This window comes from Rugamonas sp. GW822-FHT03B10 (assembly GCF_058801745.1).
In genome coordinates this window covers 304,675-322,117 of record NZ_JBXANP010000006.1, presented here as the reverse complement: position 1 = coordinate 322,117, position 17,443 = coordinate 304,675, and the positions used below count along the sequence as shown (strand labels likewise).

Sequence of the window (17,443 nt, the reverse complement as noted above, 5' to 3'; positions counted from 1 at the left end):
ATGGGAGGGGAGGCGAAGATGGCACGTATCGGCGGTTTCAGCCTGGTGGAAGCTTTGATCACGGTGGTGATCTTCGGGGTGCTGGCGGCGCAGGCTTATCCCAGCCTGCAACGTTACGTGATCCGTGTGCGGCGCAACGAAGGGGAGGCGGCGCTAATGCGGTTGATGCAGCAGCAGGAGCGCTACTATTCGCAGTACAACAGCTACATCGCGTTCTCGTCCAGCAGCACGGACCCGGAAGCCATGCTGTTTCGCTGGTGGAGCGGCAGCAAAGCCAGCACCAGCGCCTACGAGGTGGAAGGCAAGCCGTGCGAGGGCGAGTTGATCAGCCAATGTGTGCGGCTGGTCGCCCGGCCGGGCACCAGCATGGTGGACGTCAACTTCCATGACGACGACTGCCAGGAGTTGACGCTGACCAGCACCGGCTTGCGTCTCGCCTCCGGGCCGGGCGCCCACTGCTGGCCATGAGCGGCGGAGCTGGCGAATGCGGTGAGTGCGGCGAACACGGCGAACACGGCAAACACGGTGAACACGGCAAACACGGCAAACACGGCGAACACGGCGAACACGGCGAACACGGCGAACACGGCGAACACGGCGGATACGGCGGATACGGCGGATACGGCGAACACGGCGGACACGGTGCGCGGCGTCGTGGCGCGGCGCGCCGGCCCGGCTTCAGGTTTCGCGCGTTCAGTCTGGTCGAAGCGCTGGTGGTGCTGGCGCTGGTCGGCGTCCTGGCTGGCATCGCCGCGCCGGGGCTGGGACAGTTGTTGGCGGCGGCGCGTCTGCGCGCTGCCGTCAACGACCTGTGCAGCGCCATCGACCTGACCCGCTCGCAGGCCATCGCGCGTGGCCGCATCGTCACGCTGGCGCCGCTGGAACCGGGCGGGGCCGACTGGCGGCGCGGCTGGGTGGTGTTCATCGACGCCAATGGCAACGCGCGCCCCGACGGCGCCGAGCAGGTGCTGACCCGGCAGGAGGCCTTATCGGGCGATATCGTGATCCGGTCGGCGTTCTCATCCGGTGCGGTCCCGCTCTACCTTGCTTATAATGCTGCAGGACGCAGTTGCAGCGCGGGCAATAGCCTGGTCGCGCACTGGGGCACGCTGTCGCTGCTGCAAGGGCGGCAGGCGCGCCATATCAAGATCAACATGCTGGGCCGGATGCGCGTATGCGATCCGCTGGTGCAACCGGTGGGCTGCACGGCGGCGGCCGAGGCGGACTAGGCTCCCGGCGCTGCGCCGGCGCCGGGAAGAATATGGAAATACGCAACGACCTCGATGGCATGACGCTGGCCCTGGAATGGGCCGCCAAAGGCATGTACACCACCTCGCCCAATCCGCGCATCGGGTGCGTGATCGTGCGCGAAGGCCACGTGATCGGCGCGGGCGTGACCCAGGCGGCCGGTTTCGACCACGCCGAAATCCAGGCCCTCAAGGACGCCCAGGCGCGCGGCCACGATGTGCGCGGCGCCACCGCCTATGTCACGCTGGAGCCGTGCAACCACCACGGTCGCACGCCGCCGTGTTCCGACGCGCTGGTGCGCGCCGGTCTGGGCCGCGTGGTGGCAGCCATGGAAGACCCGAACCCGCTGGTGGCGGGGCAGGGCCTGGCCAAGCTGGCGGCGGCCGGCATCGCCGTCTCGTCCGGCGTGCTGGCCGACGCGGCCCATGAAATGAATATCGGCTTCTTCTCGCGCATGCGGCGCGGCCTGCCGTGGGTGCGCATGAAGTCGGCCGCCAGCCTCGATGGCATGACGGCCCTGCACAACGGCCAGAGCCAGTGGATCACGGGGCCGGAGGCGCGCGCCGACGGCCACGCGTGGCGCGCGCGCGCGTGCGCGATCCTGACCGGCATCGGCACCGTCAAGGCCGACGATCCCCAGCTCAACGTGCGCGCCGTGGAGACGCCGCGCCAGCCGCGCCGCATTGTCGTCGACAGCAAGCTCGACATCGATCCCAAGGCGCGCGTGCTGGAAGGCGGCGGCACCTGGATCGTGGCCGCCGTGTCCGATCCGGAGAAGGAGGCGGCGTTGCGCGCGGCCGGCGCCGAGATCATCGTGCTGCCCAACGCGGCCGGCAAGGTCGACTTGCCCGAGCTGATGCGCGAGCTGGGCCGGCGCCAGATCAACGAATTGCACGTGGAGGCAGGCGGCAAGCTCAATGGCTCGCTGATACGGGAAGGCTGCGTGGACGAGTTGCTGGTCTACTTGGCGCCCGTGCTGCTGGGCGACGCGCAAGGCATGTTCGCCTTGCCGGCGCTGACGGACCTGTCGCGCAAGCACACGCTCAAATTTCACGAGGTGAAGCAGATCGGCGCCGATTTGCGTATCCTTGCCAGATTCAACCCACTTTAAGATTGGTATCGCATGTTTACTGGAATCGTCGCCGCCATCGGCAAAATTGAATCCGTGCAGCCGCTGGCTGGCGGCCTGGAGGCGGGCGTGCGCCTGCACGTCAACGCGGGCGGCCTGCCGCTGGCCGATGTGGCCCTGGGCGACTCGATCGCCATCAACGGCGCCTGCATGACGGTGGTGGAAAAGACCAATGACAGCTTCGTGGTCGACGTGTCGCGCGAAAGCCTGAACTGCACCGTTGGCCTGGACACGACCACGGAAGTGAACCTGGAAAAGGCGCTCACATTGGCCGAGCGGCTGGGCGGCCATCTGGTGTCGGGTCACGTCGACGGCCTGGGCGTGGTGCGCAAGTTCGAAGCCGTGGGCGAATCGTGGGAACTGGTGATCGAAGCGCCGCACGATCTGGCCAAATACCTGGCGTTCAAAGGTTCCATCGTCGTCAACGGCGTGTCGTTGACGGTCAACCGCGTGACCGACATCGGCAGCGGCGAGCAGCTGGTGTGCCAGTTCTCGATCAACCTGATCCCGCACACGATCGCCATGACCACGCTCAAGCACCTGAAACCGGGCGCCAAGGTCAACCTCGAAGTCGACCTGATCGCGCGCTACGTCGAGCGCATGCTGTCGCTCAAATAACGGCGCACCGGACACCGGGCGAGCACGCGCCCGGCTTCCCAAACAAATGGGGACGTAACACAATATCGAATGTGTTACGTCCCCATTTGTTTTTGCGCGGTGCGCTCCGCGGGCTCAGTCGTCGCTGACGAGGGCGCCCTTGATTTTGCTCTTGGTGGCGTAGGACACGCCGTGCTTGTCCAGGTAGCCACGGATCAGCTGGCGCACCACTTGCGATGGGGTCAGGTCTTGCGCGGCGCATAATTCTTCAAACGCTTTCTTCTTCACTGGGTCGATCAATATCGTCAGGCGGGCGGATTTGGTTTCCATGGCGCGGAGGTTGGCGAGTCAAAATCAGCATTGTAATCGAATTGTAATGGCGACCTGCTCTTGAAATGGGCGGATCAGCCCGCATTACTCTGGTTAGATGTTAATATCATGTGCATCAAGTGTGCATGTTTTTTGAGGCGATAGCATTATGGCCATCCTGTTTCTCCGCCGCCTGTCCGGCAGAAAGCGCACCACCGAGGCGAACCAACTGCTGGGCCTGGTGCTGACTTTCGTCGCGGGCGCCACCAACGCGGGGGGCTTCCTGGCCGTGCGCCGCTACACTTCCCACATGACGGGCGTGGTGTCGTCGATGGCCGACGATCTGGCGATGGGCAATGTGACGCTGGCCCTGTCGGGGCTGGGCGCCATCGTCTCCTTCCTGTCCGGCGCGGCCAGTTCCGCCATACTGATCAACTGGGCCCGGCGCCAGCATTTGCACAGCGAGTACGCGCTGTCGCTGCTGCTGGAGGCGGCCCTGCTGCTGTGCTTCGGTCTGCTCGGCGCCAACCTGTCGCTGCGCATGGGGCTGTTCGTGCCGGTCACCGTCATGCTGCTGTGCTACATCATGGGGCTGCAGAACGCCATCATCACCAAGATTTCCAAATCCGAGATCCGCACCACCCACGTCACCGGCCTGGTGACGGACCTGGGCATCGAGCTGGGCAAACTGGTCTACTGGAACATGGAGCATGACCATACGGCCCAGCCCAAGGTGTTGGCCAACCGCGACCGGCTCAAGCTGCTCATCGCGCTGTTGAGCATGTTCTTCGTGGGCGGCGTGGTCGGCGCGCTGGGCTTCAAGCATGTCGGTTTCGCCTCCACCGTGCCGCTGTCGGCGCTGTTGCTGGCGCTGGCCATCATCCCGGTGATGGACGACGTGGTGGTGCGCTGGCGGCGCTTCCGCAAACACGCCTGAGGTGGCAAAACGGCGGGCGGCAGGGTAATTTCATTATAATGCTGTAGTAATTTGATTTGACAACCGCATCGCGCCCGCGCTCCGCCTTCCATGTCCGACCCTGCCGTCCCGCCCCGCCGCAAGCCCATCGTCCTGACCGATGGCGATACCCGTTCCCTGCTGTTTGGCGATGGCGCCATCCAGAGCAAGATGTTGCTGTCGCGCCCGCATGCGCTGACGCTGGCCTACACGCGCGCCATGATGTGCTTCCTGTTGTTCCTGCCGCGGCCGCGCCACATCCTCATGGTGGGGCTGGGCGGCGGCTCGCTGGCCAAGTTTTGCCATCGCCACTTGCCCGAGGCCGATGTGACGGTGGTGGAACTCGACGCGGAGGTGATCGCCGTGCGCGACCAGTTCGCGGTGCCGCCGGACGGCCCCCGCTTCCGCGTCCTGCATGCCGACGCGGTGGACGTGATCGCCGTCCATCAAGCGCAATTCGACGTGCTGATCGTCGATGGCTACGATGTCAACGGCATGCCGCCGGCGCTGGGCAGCGCGGCGTTTTACGCCAGTTGCTGGCGGGCCTTGCGGCCGGGCGGGGTGCTGGTGGCCAACCTGCATGCGAACGACCGCGATCTCCCCGGCGTGCTGCGCCGGCTGCGCGACGCGTTCGATGGCCGCGTGTGCGGCTTCCGGGGTATGTCGTATGGCAACCGCGTCAAGTTCGCGGTCAAGGCGCCGGCTTCTTCGCGGCCGTGGTCGCCGGGCCGTGCGGTGCTGGTGCGGCGGCTGGTGGCGGCCACGCGCGGCCTGAGCGCGCCGTTGAACCGGCGGCTGGCGCGCGCGGTGGTGGCATGGGCCGGCCGGCGCGGCTGAGGGCTCAGCCGGCGGCGTGGCCGCCCATGTAGGCGGCGTACATGTTGTTGCCGGCGATGGCTTCGAAATCGGCCTGGCTGCGGCCGGCCGAGGTGGACAAGTTCTGCGCCAGCTGGCACAGGCCCAGTTCGCCATGGTGCAGCTCCTGGCGCACGGCGCGCTGGGCCAGCGTGGACTGGAACGCGTCGGCGTCGAAATCCTTGCACGAGAACACGATGCGGTTCAGGCAATACTGGGCGTTGCACCACCATAGCTGCGCGTCGAACACGCTGTGCAGCCGTTGCATGGCCGGCAGCAAGTCCAGGTCCTCCCCCCACAGGTTCGACACCAGCACGCCGCCCGGCGCCAGCGCCTTGCGGCATTGGCGGTAGAACGGCGTGCTGCCGAGCGGGGCGGGCAGGCCGTCCGGGCCGTAACCGTCGTGGATGATGATGTCGACCGGCTCGCGCAGCGCGGCCACGTAGTCGACCGCGTCCGCCTGCACCACCTCAAAGCGCGCATCGTTGTCGGGCACGTGGAAACGGCCGCGCAGGGCGATAATGGCCGGATCGAGCTCCACCACGGTGATGCGGCTGTCGGGCAGGTGGCGGTAGCAGTATTTGGCCAGCGAACCGCCGCCCAGGCCGATCATGAGGATGTGGCGCGGGCGCGGCTGGAACAGCAGGAAGCCCATCATGGCGCGCGTGTAGCTGAGCAGCAGCTCGTCGGGCTGGGAGATCCGCATCGCGCTCTGGATGAACCGTTCGTCGAAGTGCAGCGTGCGCATGTCGCCGTAATCGAAGGTGAACGGCAAACCGCCGCTGTCGGCGATGGCGTCTTCAAAGCGGGGTGGCAGGGTGATTTCGTCGTCGCTCTGTGGATTTTGCATGGATGGGATACTTCGGCAGGCCGCTCTGGTGATCGTCGGAGTATCATTTTACCTTCTTTTTATGATGCTCCTATTATCATTGGATGATAATGATTTTTGATTGCCGCCAGCCATGAGCGACCGCGTCTACACCTTGCGTTTCCTGCGCCGCCGCATCCCGGCCTTCGAGTGCGTGCCGGGCTGCCATGACTGCTGCGGCCCCGTCACCGCGTCCAGCGAGGAGATGGCGCGCCTGCCCGAGCGCAGCGCCGAAGTGCGCGCGCGCGCGCTGGCCGACTGGAGTTGCCCGCATTTGCAGCCGTCCGGCTGCGGCGCCTATGCCGAGCGGCCGCTGATCTGCCGCCTGTTCGGCACCACGCCCAGCCTGCCATGTCCGCACGGGCGGCGCCCGCAAACGATGGTGGAACCGGCCGTCGAGGCGCAAGTGCACGCGTTTTTGCGCCAGACCCGCCAGGCGCTCGTGTGAGGGCCGGGAAAGCCGGCCCGGAATGCGAAAATTAGAGTGGTGATGCAGGATAAAAGCCAGCTTTGGCCGGTGGGTGGGGCCAAAATCCTTTAAAATAGCAGGTTAAGAAAAGTTCTTGCTCAGCTACTAAGGATTAAAAATGTCAATTTCCAGCACCGAAGAAATCGTCGCCGAACTGCGCGCTGGCCGCATGGTGATACTGGTGGATGAAGAAGACCGCGAAAACGAGGGCGACCTGGTGCTCGCCGCCGATTTCGTCACCCCGGAAGCGATCAACTTCATGGTCAAGCATGCGCGCGGCCTGGTCTGCCTGACCCTGACCGAGGAACGCTGCGACCAGCTGAACCTGTCGATGATGTCGACCCGCAACGGCACCGCCTTCGGCACCAACTTCACCGTCTCGATCGAGGCGGCCGAAGGCGTGACGACCGGCATTTCCGCCGCCGACCGCGCCAAGACCATCCAGGTGGCCGTGGCCAAGAACACCCAGCCGAGCGACATCGTGCAGCCAGGCCACATCTTCCCGCTGAAAGCGCAAAAAGGCGGCGTGCTGATGCGCGCCGGCCATACGGAAGCCGGTTGCGACCTGACGGCCATGGCCGGCCTGACCCCGGCTTCCGTGATCTGCGAGATCATGAAGGACGACGGCACCATGGCGCGCCTGCCCGACCTGCTGGAATTCGCCCGCGAGCACGGCCTGAAGATCGGCACCATCGCCGACCTGATCCACTACCGCAGCCAGAATGAAAGCCTGGTCGAGCGCATCGCCGAGCGTCCGTTGCACACGGCCCAGGGCAGCTTCCGCATGATCGCCTTCCGCGACAAGCCGAGCGGCTCGGCCCACCTGGCGCTGGTGCATGGCGAAATGGCGCCGGACAAGGAAGCGCTGGTGCGCGTGCACCAGCCCGTGTCCATCCTGGACCTGCTGGAATCGGAAGCGACCACCCACTCGTGGAACATCCCGTCCTCGCTGGCCGCCATCAAGGCCGCCGACCGTGGCGTGATCGTGCTGCTGAACTGCGAGGAAACGGCCGACCAGCTGTTCGCCCAGTTCGCCGCGCTGGACAAACCGGAGACCAAACCGAAGGGCCGCGCCGCCAGCATGGACCTGCGCAGCTACGGTATCGGCGCGCAGATCCTGCGTGAGCTCGGCGTGTGCAAGATGCAGTTGCTGGCCAGTCCGCGCAAGATGCCGTCGATGACAGGCTTCAACCTGGAAGTGACGGGCTACATGAGCAAGCCGCAGCAGTAACATCCCAGACAATCACCCAACATCAAGAAGAGGTATGCCATGACCGTAGGTAGCTACGAATCCAATATGTCCGGAGAAGGTTTGCGCGTCGGTATCGTCCAGGCCCGTTTCAATGAGGACGTGTGCCACGGCCTGCTGTCGGCCTGCCTGGCTGAGCTCAAGCACCTGGGCGTCGCCGACGAGGACGTGCTGCACGTGACCGTGCCGGGCGCGCTGGAAATCCCGCTGATCCTGCAAAAGATGGCGGAATCGCAGCAGTTCGACGCGCTGATCGCGCTGGGCGCCGTGATCCGTGGCGAGACCTACCACTTCGAACTGGTGTCGAACGAATCGGGCGCCGGCATCACGCGCATCGGCCTCGACTATGGCATCCCCATCGCCAACGCCGTGCTGACCACCGAGAACGACGAGCAGGCCGAAGTGCGCATGGCCGTCAAGGGCGCCGACGCGGCCCGCGTGGCCGTCGAGATGGCCAACCTGACCATCGCGCTGGAAGAACTGAACCAGGACGGCGACGACGAAGAGTAAGATCGGCGTGCCGCGCCTGTCACAAGCGGGCGCGGCCGCGTTGGTAGTCGCATTTGTAGTGTAAATATGTAGTGAGAACAGGTAGGAAACCATGACAGAGAAAACTTTGCACGCCAACCCCAGCAAGAATCGTACGCCGCGCCACCGCGCGCGCGAGTTTGCGTTGCAGGGTTTGTATCAGTGGCTGCTGAACAATGAAGACGCGACCACCGTGGTCAACAACATCCGCGGCGCGCACGGCTTCGACAAGGCCGATGGCGACCATTTCAGCGCCTTGCTGTACGGCGCGATCAAGGATTCCGTGGCGCTGCGCGAAACGTTCGCGCCGCTGGTCGACCGCGGCGTCGCCGAACTGTCGCCCGTCGAGCACGCCGTGCTGCTGATCGGCGCGTTCGAGCTGAAGAACAACCTGGAGATCCCGTACCGCGTCGTCATCAACGAAGCGGTCGAGCTGACCAAATCGTTCGGCGGCATCGACGGCCACAAATACGTGAATGGCGTGCTGGACAAGCTGGCCGCCAAGATCCGTCCCGACGAAGTGGCTGCCGACAAGAAGCGCTAAGCGGCGCGGGCCAGCCCGTCAGCCAAAAAAGCCACCCCAGGGCGACCTGCGGTGGCTTTTTTCATGCGCTGCCGTCGTACCCGCCGGGTACCCATAGGACGTGTGCGCTGTGTATTTGCTTGCGTTAATTCAGTCGGTGTATGGAGGGAATTCAGACAATGCCTGGATTCCCGCCTGCGCGGGAATGACGGGGGGCGGGGGGCTTAACTTGGCGGCAGTGGGCACGCCCCCGCTTTTTAAAACCGAAAAAAAAGCCACCTGAACGGTGGCTTCGGATGCTGCGGGGCAGGGCGGGCGATTACAAGCCGGCGATCTGCTGGTCGGACTTGCCGATCTTGTCGTTGCTGGCCACGGCCGGGTCTTTCGGCGCCGCTGGCGCGGCGGCCAGCATCGGCGTGAAGGTCGGCACTTTCTTGCCGGCCGAAACTTGCTTGAGGCGGTTGTACTCGGCCAGAACGCGCGAACCGTAGCCGTCGTCCGTCTCGAAGGCGGCGGCGCCCACGTAGGTCTTCAGGCCGGCTTCCACCGAGCCGCCACGGGTCACGTAGTCCTTCAGGATCAGCGAGCCGACGCGGATGTTGGCCACCGGGTTCAGCGCCGCCTGCACGCCGCCCATTTCCTGGAACTTGTCGTGGTGCACTTTCGACATCACCTGCATCAGGCCCTGCGCGCCGACCGGGCTTTCCGCGAACGGGTTGAGGCCCGATTCGATGGCCATCACGGCGAGGATCAGCAGCGGGTCCAGCTTGATTTCACGGGCCGTCAGGTAAGCCGTCGAGACCAGCATGTTGGCGGCGTCGCCGGCCACGCGGTAGCGCTTGGACAGCCAGGACGTCACCCATTGTTGTTGCTTCTTCGTGCCCAGCAGGGCCTTTTCCTCGGCCGTCAGCGGCGCGTTGTTGACCACGGGGGCGGCGGCCGGCACTTCCATCAGTGCGGACAGCGGCGGGGCGGTGACGACGGCCACTTCGGGCGCCGGTTCTTGCAGGAAGCTCTGGCTCAGTTGTTTGGCCAGTTCGGGACGTGCGAACAAAACAGCGACGACCACCAGGGCCGAGATACCTAATACCGTCAAAGAGTGTTGTGCGGTGGTGAGTACACCACGTGCCGATACGCGCGTCGTGGCGAACCACGCGGCTGGCTGGCTGGCCAGTTGTCGGGCAATCTTCGTTGCCGCAGTAATACGATTAGTCATAGAATTCCCCTGAAATGTCCGTAACGAGCGCTCCCCCGCCGCGTTGAACGCAGCCGTGGAATCGCTAATGCCGTGCATCAGAAATAGCCTCGTCCGTCGCCGCTGGGAGCGCGCGTTGGACGCCGTCATTGCTTGCTTGAGCTGATCTTTCCCTGTGGTATTCAATCAGTGGCAATACAACTTTTTTCGGGGGTAAGGCAGACGCCTTTTGAAAACACTCCTTAAAATGTCATGTGGAGCCCCGACTCCGTGAATGATTGAGTGACAACTAAATCGAGCCAGTGGGCCGTGTCCTCATCAAGTAGGGCAAATTGTAGAAGCCGTTTTATATCACGTCAATACTAACGAACTCGTCTCTTATAACTTATAAATCTTACTTTTTTGCTTGCATTAAGCGGAAAACCAATAAAATCAACCACTTGCCCTGAATTTTTGAACAATGTGGTTCACAGTCAAAAAAAATTAAAAAGTCATGAAATATTCGGATCTACGAGATTTTATTTCTCAGCTTCAACAAATAGGCGAACTTAGGCCTGTTTCCGTACCCGTTTCGCCGATATTGGAGATGACGGAGGTCTGCGACCGTACTTTACGGGCCGGCGGACCGGCCTTGCTGTTCCAGAATCCGACCGGCCACAGCATGCCGGTGCTTGGTAATTTGTTCGGCACCACGCGCCGCGTGGCACTCGGCATGGGCGCCGAGGATATCGGTGAGTTGCGCAAGATCGGCCATGTGCTGGCGCGTCTGAAGGAGCCGGAGCCGCCGCGCGACTTCAAGGATCTGCTGGGCCTGGGCTCGCTGGTCAAGGCCGTGTGGGACATGTCGCCCAAGGAGCTGCGCGGCGCGCCGTGCCAGGAGATCGTGTGGGAGGGCGCCGATGTGGATCTGGGCCGCCTGCCGATCCAGCACTGCTGGCCGGGCGACGTGGCGCCCCTCATCACGTGGGGGCTGGTGATCACCAAGGGGCCGAACAAGAAGCGCCAGAACCTGGGCATCTATCGCCAGCAGGTGCTGGGGCCGAACAAGGTCATCATGCGCTGGCTGGCCCACCGGGGCGGGGCGCTGGACTTCCGCGAGCACGCGATCCAGAGCAAGGGCAAGCCGTACCCGGTCTGCGTGGCGCTGGGTGCGGACCCGGCCACCATCCTGGGCGCCGTCACGCCCGTGCCCGACAGCCTGTCCGAATACCAGTTCGCGGGTTTGCTGCGCGGCAGCCGAACCGAACTGGTCAAGGCCATCGGCAGCGAACTGCGCGTGCCGGCGTCCGCCGAGATCGTGCTCGAAGGCCATATCTATCCGGATGAGAACCACCCGTCCGGCTACGAGCATGCGCTGGAGGGGCCGTACGGCGACCACACCGGCTATTACAATGAGCAGGATTCCTTCCCCGTGTTCACGATCGACCGCATCACGATGCGCCGCGATCCGATTTACCACTCGACCTACACGGGCAAGCCGCCCGACGAGCCGGCCGTGCTGGGCCTGGCGCTGAACGAGGTGTTCGTGCCGCTGCTGCAAAAGCAGTTCACCGAGATCACGGACTTCTATCTGCCGCCGGAAGGGTGCAGCTACCGCATGGCCGTGGTGCAGATCCGCAAGCAGTACGCGGGCCACGCCAAGCGCGTGATGTTCGGCGTGTGGAGCTTCCTGCGCCAGTTCATGTATACCAAGTTCATCGTGGTGGTGGACGAGGACGTCAATATCCGCGACTGGAAGGAAGTGATCTGGGCCATCACCACGCGCGTCGATCCGACCCGCGACACGACGCTGGTCGACAACACGCCGATCGACTACCTGGACTTCGCCTCGCCCGTGAGCGGCCTGGGCAGCAAGATGGGCATCGACGCCACCAACAAGTGGCCGGGCGAGACCAGCCGCGAGTGGGGCACGACCATCACCATGACGCCGGCCGTGAAGGCGCGGGTGGACGATATCTGGCAGCAGCTCGGCTTATAAGACAGGAAATCGCCATCGCTTCCCACGAAGGTGCGGCGTCGGTTATAATGGCGGCTGGCGGGCCCCTGCGCATTGTGGCATGGCTAACCTGGTCAGGTCGGGAACGAAGCAGCCACGGCCGTTAACCATAAGTGCCGCAGATCAGGCTCGCCTCCTTCGTACTTCACTGTACGCCAACAAAAAAAGCTGCCCCGGCAGCTTTTTCTGTTTCCGGCGCCGGACTGACCCGCACCCCAGCTATCTACGGTAAAATCCCAGCATGTCCTATCAAGTCCTCGCCCGTAAATACCGTCCCCGGAACTTCGAAACGCTCGTCGGCCAGGAGCACGTCGTGCGCGCGCTCACGCACGCCTTGCACAGCGGCCGCCTGCACCATGCCTATCTGTTCACCGGCACCCGTGGCGTGGGCAAGACCACGCTGTCGCGCATCCTGGCCAAGTCGCTCAATTGCATCGGCCCGGACGGCAACGGCGGCATCACCGCCACCCCGTGCGGCGTGTGCGAGGCGTGCACGGCGATCGACGCCGGCCGCTTCGTCGACTATATAGAGATGGATGCGGCGTCCAACCGTGGCGTCGATGAAATGGCGCAGTTGCTGGAACAGGCCGTGTACGCGCCGACCAACGCCCGCTTCAAGGTCTACATGATCGACGAAGTGCACATGCTGACCAACCACGCCTTCAACTCCATGCTGAAGACGCTGGAGGAACCGCCCGAGCACGTCAAGTTCATCCTGGCTACGACCGACCCGCAAAAGATCCCCGTGACCGTGTTGTCGCGCTGCCTGCAGTTCAACCTCAAGCAGATGCCGCCGGGCCACATCATCAGCCACTTGGACAACATCCTGGGCCAGGAGGGCATCAGTTTTGAACAGCCGGCCTTGCGCCTGCTGGCGCAGGGCGCCCACGGTTCCATGCGCGACGCGCTGTCGCTGACCGACCAGGCCATCGCCTACGCGGCCGGCGAGGTGACGCTGGAGGCCGTGCAGGGCATGCTGGGCGCGCTCGACCAGTCCTATCTGGTGCGTCTGCTCGACGCGCTAGCCAGGCAGGACGGCGCCGACCTGCTGGCCGTGGCCGACGAGATGGCCACCCGCAGCCTGTCCTACAACGGCGCCCTGCAGGACCTGGGCACCTTGCTGCACCGGATCGCGCTGGCGCAGACGGTGCCGGCCGCGCTGCCGCAGGACCTGCCCGAGTACGCCGACATCACGCGCCTGGCCGCCGCCTTCGACGCGGAGGAGGTGCAGCTGTTCTACCAGATCGCCGTCCACGGCCGCAATGAACTGGGCCTGGCGCCGGACGAGTACGCGGGCTTCTCGATGACGCTGCTGCGCATGCTGGCCTTTCGGCCCGGCGTAGGTGGCGCCGAGGGTGTGCCTGTCGCAGCGCCCGCCATGTCGCGTCCGGCCGCCGTGGCCGCTGCACGCGCCGCCGCCGCGCCTGCGGCACCGGCTTCGCCCGCCGCGCGCGCGGCCGCGCACGTCACCGTCAGTCATGCCAGCGTGACCCCGGCCGCCGTGGTCGCTGGCGCGGCCGCCGCCATGGCACGCGCCGATAGTCCCGCTTCGTCTACCACGCCGCAGCCCGTCGCCGCGCGCGCAGAATTCGTTAATCCTGCCACCGCTGTGCCTGCTGCTGCCGCCGCCTCTCCCGCTCCCGCTGCCGCAGCTGGCGCGTACGGCGTCGCCGCACCTGCTGTCGCCGCAACGCCTGCTGCGCCGTCACCGGCACCCGCACCGGCAGCCGGACCCGCACCCGCACCTGCTGCCGCCATGCCGCCAGCGGCTGCGACGGCATCGAACGCGGCGGTCAGCCCCGCGCGCGCCGCCATCAATGCCGCGCTCGAAGCGGCGCGGGCCGCGAGCAAGTCGGCCACCGGGGGCAGCCGTCCGCTGCCACCTGCCGCAGCACCGGCTGCTCCCGCAGCGGCGCCGGCTGCACCCGCTGCGTTCGCCGCAGCGCCGGTTGTGGCCGCGCCAGCGGCGTCCGTACCGGCGGCTTTCGCACCATCGGCACCATCTGCGCCAGCGGGCTTCGCACCATCCGCACCTTCTGCACCAGCGGGGTTTGCATCATCGGCATCATCCGCACCAGCGGCTGTCGCGCCGCAGGCACCGCCCGCTCCATCGGCATCCGCCGCGATGAGCGCGCCACAGGCTGGCGGAATGACGTCCGGCGCGCCAGCGTCCGTCGCACGCGGCCCCGCGCCGTGGGAAGACATGCCGCCAGCGATGGCGGGCGATGCCGGCATGGCCGTGCTGGAAGCGCCGGTACGCCAGGTCGCGCCGCAGCAAGCGGCACCGCGTCCTCAGCAGCCCTCGGCGCAAATCGCGCCGCAACAATATGCGCAACCGGCGCCGCAACAATACGCGCCGCCCGCGCCCAAGCAGGCCGATCCCGAAGACGATCTGCCGCCGTGGGTGACCGAGTTTTCCGACGACACGGCCGTGGCCATGAGCGCGCCGGCCGATGCCGGCGCGATGGCCGCCGCCAGCGCGCACGGCGGCCAGCCGTCGCCTGCGCCAACGGCACGTCCCGCGCCGCCACCGGCCAAGGCGCCGTACGCCTATGTGATCACGCCGGTGCCGGAACTGGACTGGGACGGCAACTGGCCGGCCGTGGCCGCCGCTTTGCCGCTGCGGGGCGTGGCCCAGCAACTGGCCATGCAGGCTGAACTGGTCAGCTGCACCATCGACGGCAACGCCGCCGTGTTCAAGCTCAAGGTGCCGATCGAAACGTGGCGCACGCCGGCCAACGTGGAGAAACTGACGGTGGCGCTGGGCGAGCGCTTCGGCCGCGCCGTGCGCGTGGACGCGGAACTGGGCCCGGCCTGGTACACGGCCAGCGCGGAGGCGCAGGCGTTCCGCGAGGCGTGCCAGCGCGCCGCCGAGGAGACGGTCGCCAACGATCCCTTTGTGAACAGCATGATCCGCGAGTTCGGCGCCTTCGTGGTGCCGGGCTCCATCGTGCCGCCGCCGCAATCGGCGCCGGCCGCGAACTGAACCAATCCAACATCCCTTAATTGACGGAGTACACCACCATGATGAAGAATCAACTGGCCGGCCTGATGAAGCAGGCGCAAGCGATGCAGGACAACATGAAGAAGGCCCAGGAACAACTGGCCCTGATCGAAGTGGAAGGCCAGTCCGGCGCCGGCCTGGTGAAGGTCGTGATGACCTGCAAGAACGACGTCAAGCGCGTCTCGATCGACCCGTCGCTGCTGGCCGACGACAAGGACATGCTGGAAGACCTGGTGGCCGCCGCCTTCAACGACGCCGTGCGCAAGGCCGAGGCGACGTCCGCCGAGAAAATGGGCGGCCTGACATCGGGCATGAACCTGCCGGCCGGTTTCAAGATGCCGTTCTAAGTGTCCTCACCGCCATGTTCATCATCACGCTCACGTATTTGAAGCCGGCCGATCAGATCGATGCGCTGCTTGGCGCGCACCGCGAATTCTTGCGTGAGCAGTATGCCAATGGCACCTTCCTCATGTCGGGCCGGCTGGTGCCGCGCACCGGCGGCGTGATCCTGGCCACGGCCGACAGCCGGGCCGACATCGAGGCCGTGATCGAACTCGATCCGTTCAACGAGGCCGGCGTGGCCAGTTACCAGATCACGGAATTCATCCCCACCATGACGGTCGATGCCCTGAGCGCGTACCGCCAGGCGTGAGCGCAGGTCCAAGTCATGTCCAAGTCGCTTGAATTCCTGACGGAAGCGTTGCGCCGTCTGCCGGGCATCGGCCCCAAGTCGGCCCAGCGCATGGCGTTCCACCTGTTGCAGCACGACCGCGAGGGGGCCGACATGCTGTCGCGCGCCCTGCACCAGGCGGTGGAGGCCGTGCACCACTGCGCGCTGTGCAACACCTTCACCGAGGAGGAGGTGTGCGACATGTGCGACGACGAGCAGCGCGACCGCCGCCTGCTGTGCGTGGTGGAGACGCCGGCCGACCAGCTGATGATCGAGCAGACGCTGACCTACAAGGGCTTGTACTTCGTGCTGATGGGCCGGCTCTCGCCGCTGGACGGCATCGGCCCCAAGGACATCCACCTGGAAAAGCTGGTGGCGCGCGCCAACGATGGCGTGGTCGGCGAAGTGGTGCTGGCCACCAATTTCACCAACGAAGGCGAGGCCACCGCGCACTACATCAGCGAAATGCTGAAGGCGCGCGGCCTCAAAGTGAGCCGGCTGGCGCGCGGCGTGCCCGTCGGCGGCGAGCTCGAATATGTCGACGCCGGCACCATCGCGCGCGCCATGCTGGACCGCCGCAGCACCTGATCCCACCATAAACGACCTCATGACGACATCCGCACCGAATCTGGCCGGGCCGCTGGCCGGCATCAAAGTCCTGGAACTGGGCACCCTGATCGCGGGGCCGTTCTGCGCCCGCATGCTGGCCGAATTCGGCGCCGAGGTGATCAAGATCGAAGCGCCCGACGGCGGCGACCCGATCCGCCAGTGGCGCGTGCTCAAGGATGGCACGTCGCTGTGGTGGTCGGTGCAGGCGCGCAACAAGAAAAGCGTCACGCTCAACATGAAGGATGAGCGCGGCCGCGCCATCGCGCGCCAGCTGGCGCTGGAGGCCGACATCATCATCGAGAACTACCGGCCCGGCGTGCTGGAGAAGTGGGATCTCGGCTACGAGCAGCTCAAGGCCGTCAACCCGGCCACCATCATGGTGCGGCTGTCGGGCTTCGGCCAGACCGGACCCATGAAGGATCTGCCCGGTTTCGGCGCCGTCGGCGAATCGATGGGCGGGCTGCGTTACGTGTCCGGCTTCCCGGACCGTCCGCCGCTGCGCGTGGGCATCTCGATCGGCGACTCGGTGGCCGCGCTGCACGGCGTGATCGGCGCCATGATGGCGCTGCGCCACCGCGACGCCACCGGCGGGCGCGAACGCGGCGAGGGCCAGATGGTGGACGTGGCGCTGTACGAGTCCGTGTTCAACCTGATGGAATCGCTGGTGCCCGAATACGACCAGGCCGGCGTGATCCGCGAGCGCACCGGCGGCGCGCTGCCCGGCATCGTGCCGTCGAACACCTACACCACGCGCGACGGCGACAATATCGTCATCGCCGGCAATGGCGACGCCATCTTCAAGCGCCTGATGCTGGCCATCGGCCGCATCGACCTGGCCGGCGACCCGCAACTGGCCCGCAACGACGGCCGGGTGCCGCGCACGGCCGAGATCGACCACGCCATCCAGTCGTGGTGCGACACCCAGGACATCGACGGCGCGCTGGCCGTGCTGAAGGCGGCCGACGTCCCGTCCAGCAAGATCTATTCGGTGCGCGACATGATGAGCGACCCGCAATTCCTCGCGCGCGATATGTTCGAGCAGCATCATTTCCCGGACGGCACGCCGGTCAAGCTGCCGGCCATCTCGCCCAAGCTGTCGGCCACGCCGGGCCACACCAAGTGGATGGGGCCAGCGCTGGGCCAGCACAACGACGAGGTGCTGGCAGCGCTGGGCTACAGCGAGCAGCAGATCGCCGCGTTCAGGCAGGACAAGGTGTTGTAAGCTGGTGGGTTAGGCCG

At 65.6% G+C, this 17,443-nt stretch carries 18 protein-coding genes, 1 other RNA gene and 1 pseudogene; 17 read left to right on the top strand and 3 right to left on the bottom strand.

Annotated features, from left to right (window positions below):
- The first annotated feature begins 18 nt into the window (after positions 1–18).
- The 4 genes from AC1RQG_RS13015 to AC1RQG_RS13000 are packed head-to-tail and all read left to right on the top strand — an operon-like array spanning position 19 to position 2,995.
- A complete protein-coding gene (locus AC1RQG_RS13015) occupies positions 19–468 on the top strand; it encodes a type IV pilin protein (protein WP_493131910.1) in 450 nt (149 codons plus the stop codon).
- Positions 465–1,229 (top strand): GspH/FimT family protein, encoded by a 765-nt coding sequence (locus AC1RQG_RS13010; RefSeq protein WP_493131908.1) that lies wholly within the window; start codon positions 465–467, stop codon positions 1,227–1,229. The genes AC1RQG_RS13015 and AC1RQG_RS13010 overlap by 4 nt, the downstream gene beginning before the upstream one ends.
- A gap of 32 nt (positions 1,230–1,261) precedes the next feature.
- A complete protein-coding gene (ribD, locus tag AC1RQG_RS13005; RefSeq protein ID WP_493131906.1) occupies positions 1,262–2,359 on the top strand; it encodes a bifunctional diaminohydroxyphosphoribosylaminopyrimidine deaminase/5-amino-6-(5-phosphoribosylamino)uracil reductase RibD in 1,098 nt (365 codons plus the stop codon).
- Between the two features lie 12 nt (positions 2,360–2,371).
- Positions 2,372–2,995 carry a riboflavin synthase gene (locus tag AC1RQG_RS13000; RefSeq protein ID WP_182160190.1) on the top strand — a complete coding sequence of 208 codons (624 nt, stop codon included), beginning with the start codon at positions 2,372–2,374 and terminating at the stop codon, positions 2,993–2,995.
- A 114-nt stretch (positions 2,996–3,109) separates the two neighbouring features.
- Here the strand turns inward: AC1RQG_RS13000 and AC1RQG_RS12995 are convergent, their stop codons facing one another.
- Positions 3,110–3,304 (bottom strand): ribbon-helix-helix protein, CopG family, encoded by a 195-nt coding sequence (locus tag AC1RQG_RS12995; RefSeq protein WP_182160189.1) that lies wholly within the window; start codon positions 3,302–3,304, stop codon positions 3,110–3,112.
- Positions 3,305–3,452: 148 nt separating this feature from the next.
- Between AC1RQG_RS12995 and AC1RQG_RS12990 the strand changes: the two are divergent.
- A pseudogene (locus AC1RQG_RS12990) lies at positions 3,453–4,202 on the top strand (YoaK family protein); the annotation flags it as partial.
- A gap of 108 nt (positions 4,203–4,310) precedes the next feature.
- Positions 4,311–5,075, top strand: a complete 765-nt coding sequence (locus tag AC1RQG_RS12985; RefSeq protein ID WP_493131903.1) for a fused MFS/spermidine synthase — start codon at positions 4,311–4,313, stop codon at positions 5,073–5,075.
- Positions 5,076–5,079: 4 nt separating this feature from the next.
- Here AC1RQG_RS12985 and AC1RQG_RS12980 read toward each other — a convergent pair whose 3' ends face one another.
- Positions 5,080–5,943 carry a fused MFS/spermidine synthase gene (locus AC1RQG_RS12980; protein ID WP_493131901.1) on the bottom strand — a complete coding sequence of 288 codons (864 nt, stop codon included), beginning with the start codon at positions 5,941–5,943 and terminating at the stop codon, positions 5,080–5,082.
- Between the two features lie 112 nt (positions 5,944–6,055).
- Between AC1RQG_RS12980 and AC1RQG_RS12975 the strand changes: the two genes are divergently transcribed.
- From AC1RQG_RS12975 to nusB, 4 genes are all read left to right on the top strand, one after another.
- Complete coding sequence (locus tag AC1RQG_RS12975) at positions 6,056–6,409, top strand: YkgJ family cysteine cluster protein (RefSeq protein ID WP_493131899.1); 354 nt, start codon at positions 6,056–6,058, stop codon at positions 6,407–6,409.
- A 139-nt stretch (positions 6,410–6,548) separates the two neighbouring features.
- Complete coding sequence (ribBA, locus tag AC1RQG_RS12970; RefSeq protein WP_493131897.1) at positions 6,549–7,661, top strand: bifunctional 3,4-dihydroxy-2-butanone-4-phosphate synthase/GTP cyclohydrolase II; 1,113 nt, start codon at positions 6,549–6,551, stop codon at positions 7,659–7,661.
- A gap of 39 nt (positions 7,662–7,700) precedes the next feature.
- Positions 7,701–8,189, top strand: coding sequence for a 6,7-dimethyl-8-ribityllumazine synthase (gene ribH, locus AC1RQG_RS12965; RefSeq protein ID WP_493131895.1), 489 nt, complete (start codon positions 7,701–7,703; stop codon positions 8,187–8,189).
- A 91-nt stretch (positions 8,190–8,280) separates the two neighbouring features.
- Positions 8,281–8,751, top strand: coding sequence for a transcription antitermination factor NusB (gene nusB / locus AC1RQG_RS12960; protein WP_493131893.1), 471 nt, complete (start codon positions 8,281–8,283; stop codon positions 8,749–8,751).
- Between the two features lie 298 nt (positions 8,752–9,049).
- On the opposite strand, the gene AC1RQG_RS12955 is transcribed toward nusB, so the two are convergent.
- Positions 9,050–9,946, bottom strand: coding sequence for a transglycosylase SLT domain-containing protein (locus AC1RQG_RS12955; protein WP_493131891.1), 897 nt, complete (start codon positions 9,944–9,946; stop codon positions 9,050–9,052).
- A gap of 472 nt (positions 9,947–10,418) precedes the next feature.
- Here AC1RQG_RS12955 and ubiD point away from each other — a divergent pair, with 472 nt between their 5' ends.
- The 7 genes from ubiD (at position 10,419) to AC1RQG_RS12920 (ending at position 17,426) form a co-directional block, all read left to right on the top strand.
- The gene (gene ubiD / locus AC1RQG_RS12950; protein WP_493131889.1) at positions 10,419–11,903 is read left to right on the top strand and encodes a 4-hydroxy-3-polyprenylbenzoate decarboxylase; all 1,485 of its coding nucleotides are present in this window, start codon (positions 10,419–10,421) and stop codon (positions 11,901–11,903) included.
- A gap of 56 nt (positions 11,904–11,959) precedes the next feature.
- Positions 11,960–12,058, top strand: an RNA gene (gene ffs / locus AC1RQG_RS12945) — signal recognition particle sRNA small type.
- A gap of 104 nt (positions 12,059–12,162) precedes the next feature.
- Positions 12,163–14,907, top strand: a complete 2,745-nt coding sequence (dnaX, locus tag AC1RQG_RS12940; RefSeq protein ID WP_493131887.1) for a DNA polymerase III subunit gamma/tau — start codon at positions 12,163–12,165, stop codon at positions 14,905–14,907.
- Positions 14,908–14,945: 38 nt separating this feature from the next.
- The gene (locus AC1RQG_RS12935; RefSeq protein WP_493131885.1) at positions 14,946–15,272 is read left to right on the top strand and encodes a YbaB/EbfC family nucleoid-associated protein; all 327 of its coding nucleotides are present in this window, start codon (positions 14,946–14,948) and stop codon (positions 15,270–15,272) included.
- Positions 15,273–15,286: 14 nt separating this feature from the next.
- A complete protein-coding gene (locus tag AC1RQG_RS12930) occupies positions 15,287–15,577 on the top strand; it encodes a YciI family protein (protein ID WP_493131883.1) in 291 nt (96 codons plus the stop codon).
- A gap of 15 nt (positions 15,578–15,592) precedes the next feature.
- On the top strand, positions 15,593–16,183 hold the full coding sequence (recR, locus tag AC1RQG_RS12925) for a recombination mediator RecR (RefSeq protein WP_493131881.1): 591 nt from the start codon (positions 15,593–15,595) through the stop codon (positions 16,181–16,183).
- Between the two features lie 19 nt (positions 16,184–16,202).
- Positions 16,203–17,426 (top strand): CaiB/BaiF CoA transferase family protein, encoded by a 1,224-nt coding sequence (locus tag AC1RQG_RS12920; protein ID WP_493131879.1) that lies wholly within the window; start codon positions 16,203–16,205, stop codon positions 17,424–17,426.
- Positions 17,427–17,443: the final 17 nt, after the last annotated feature.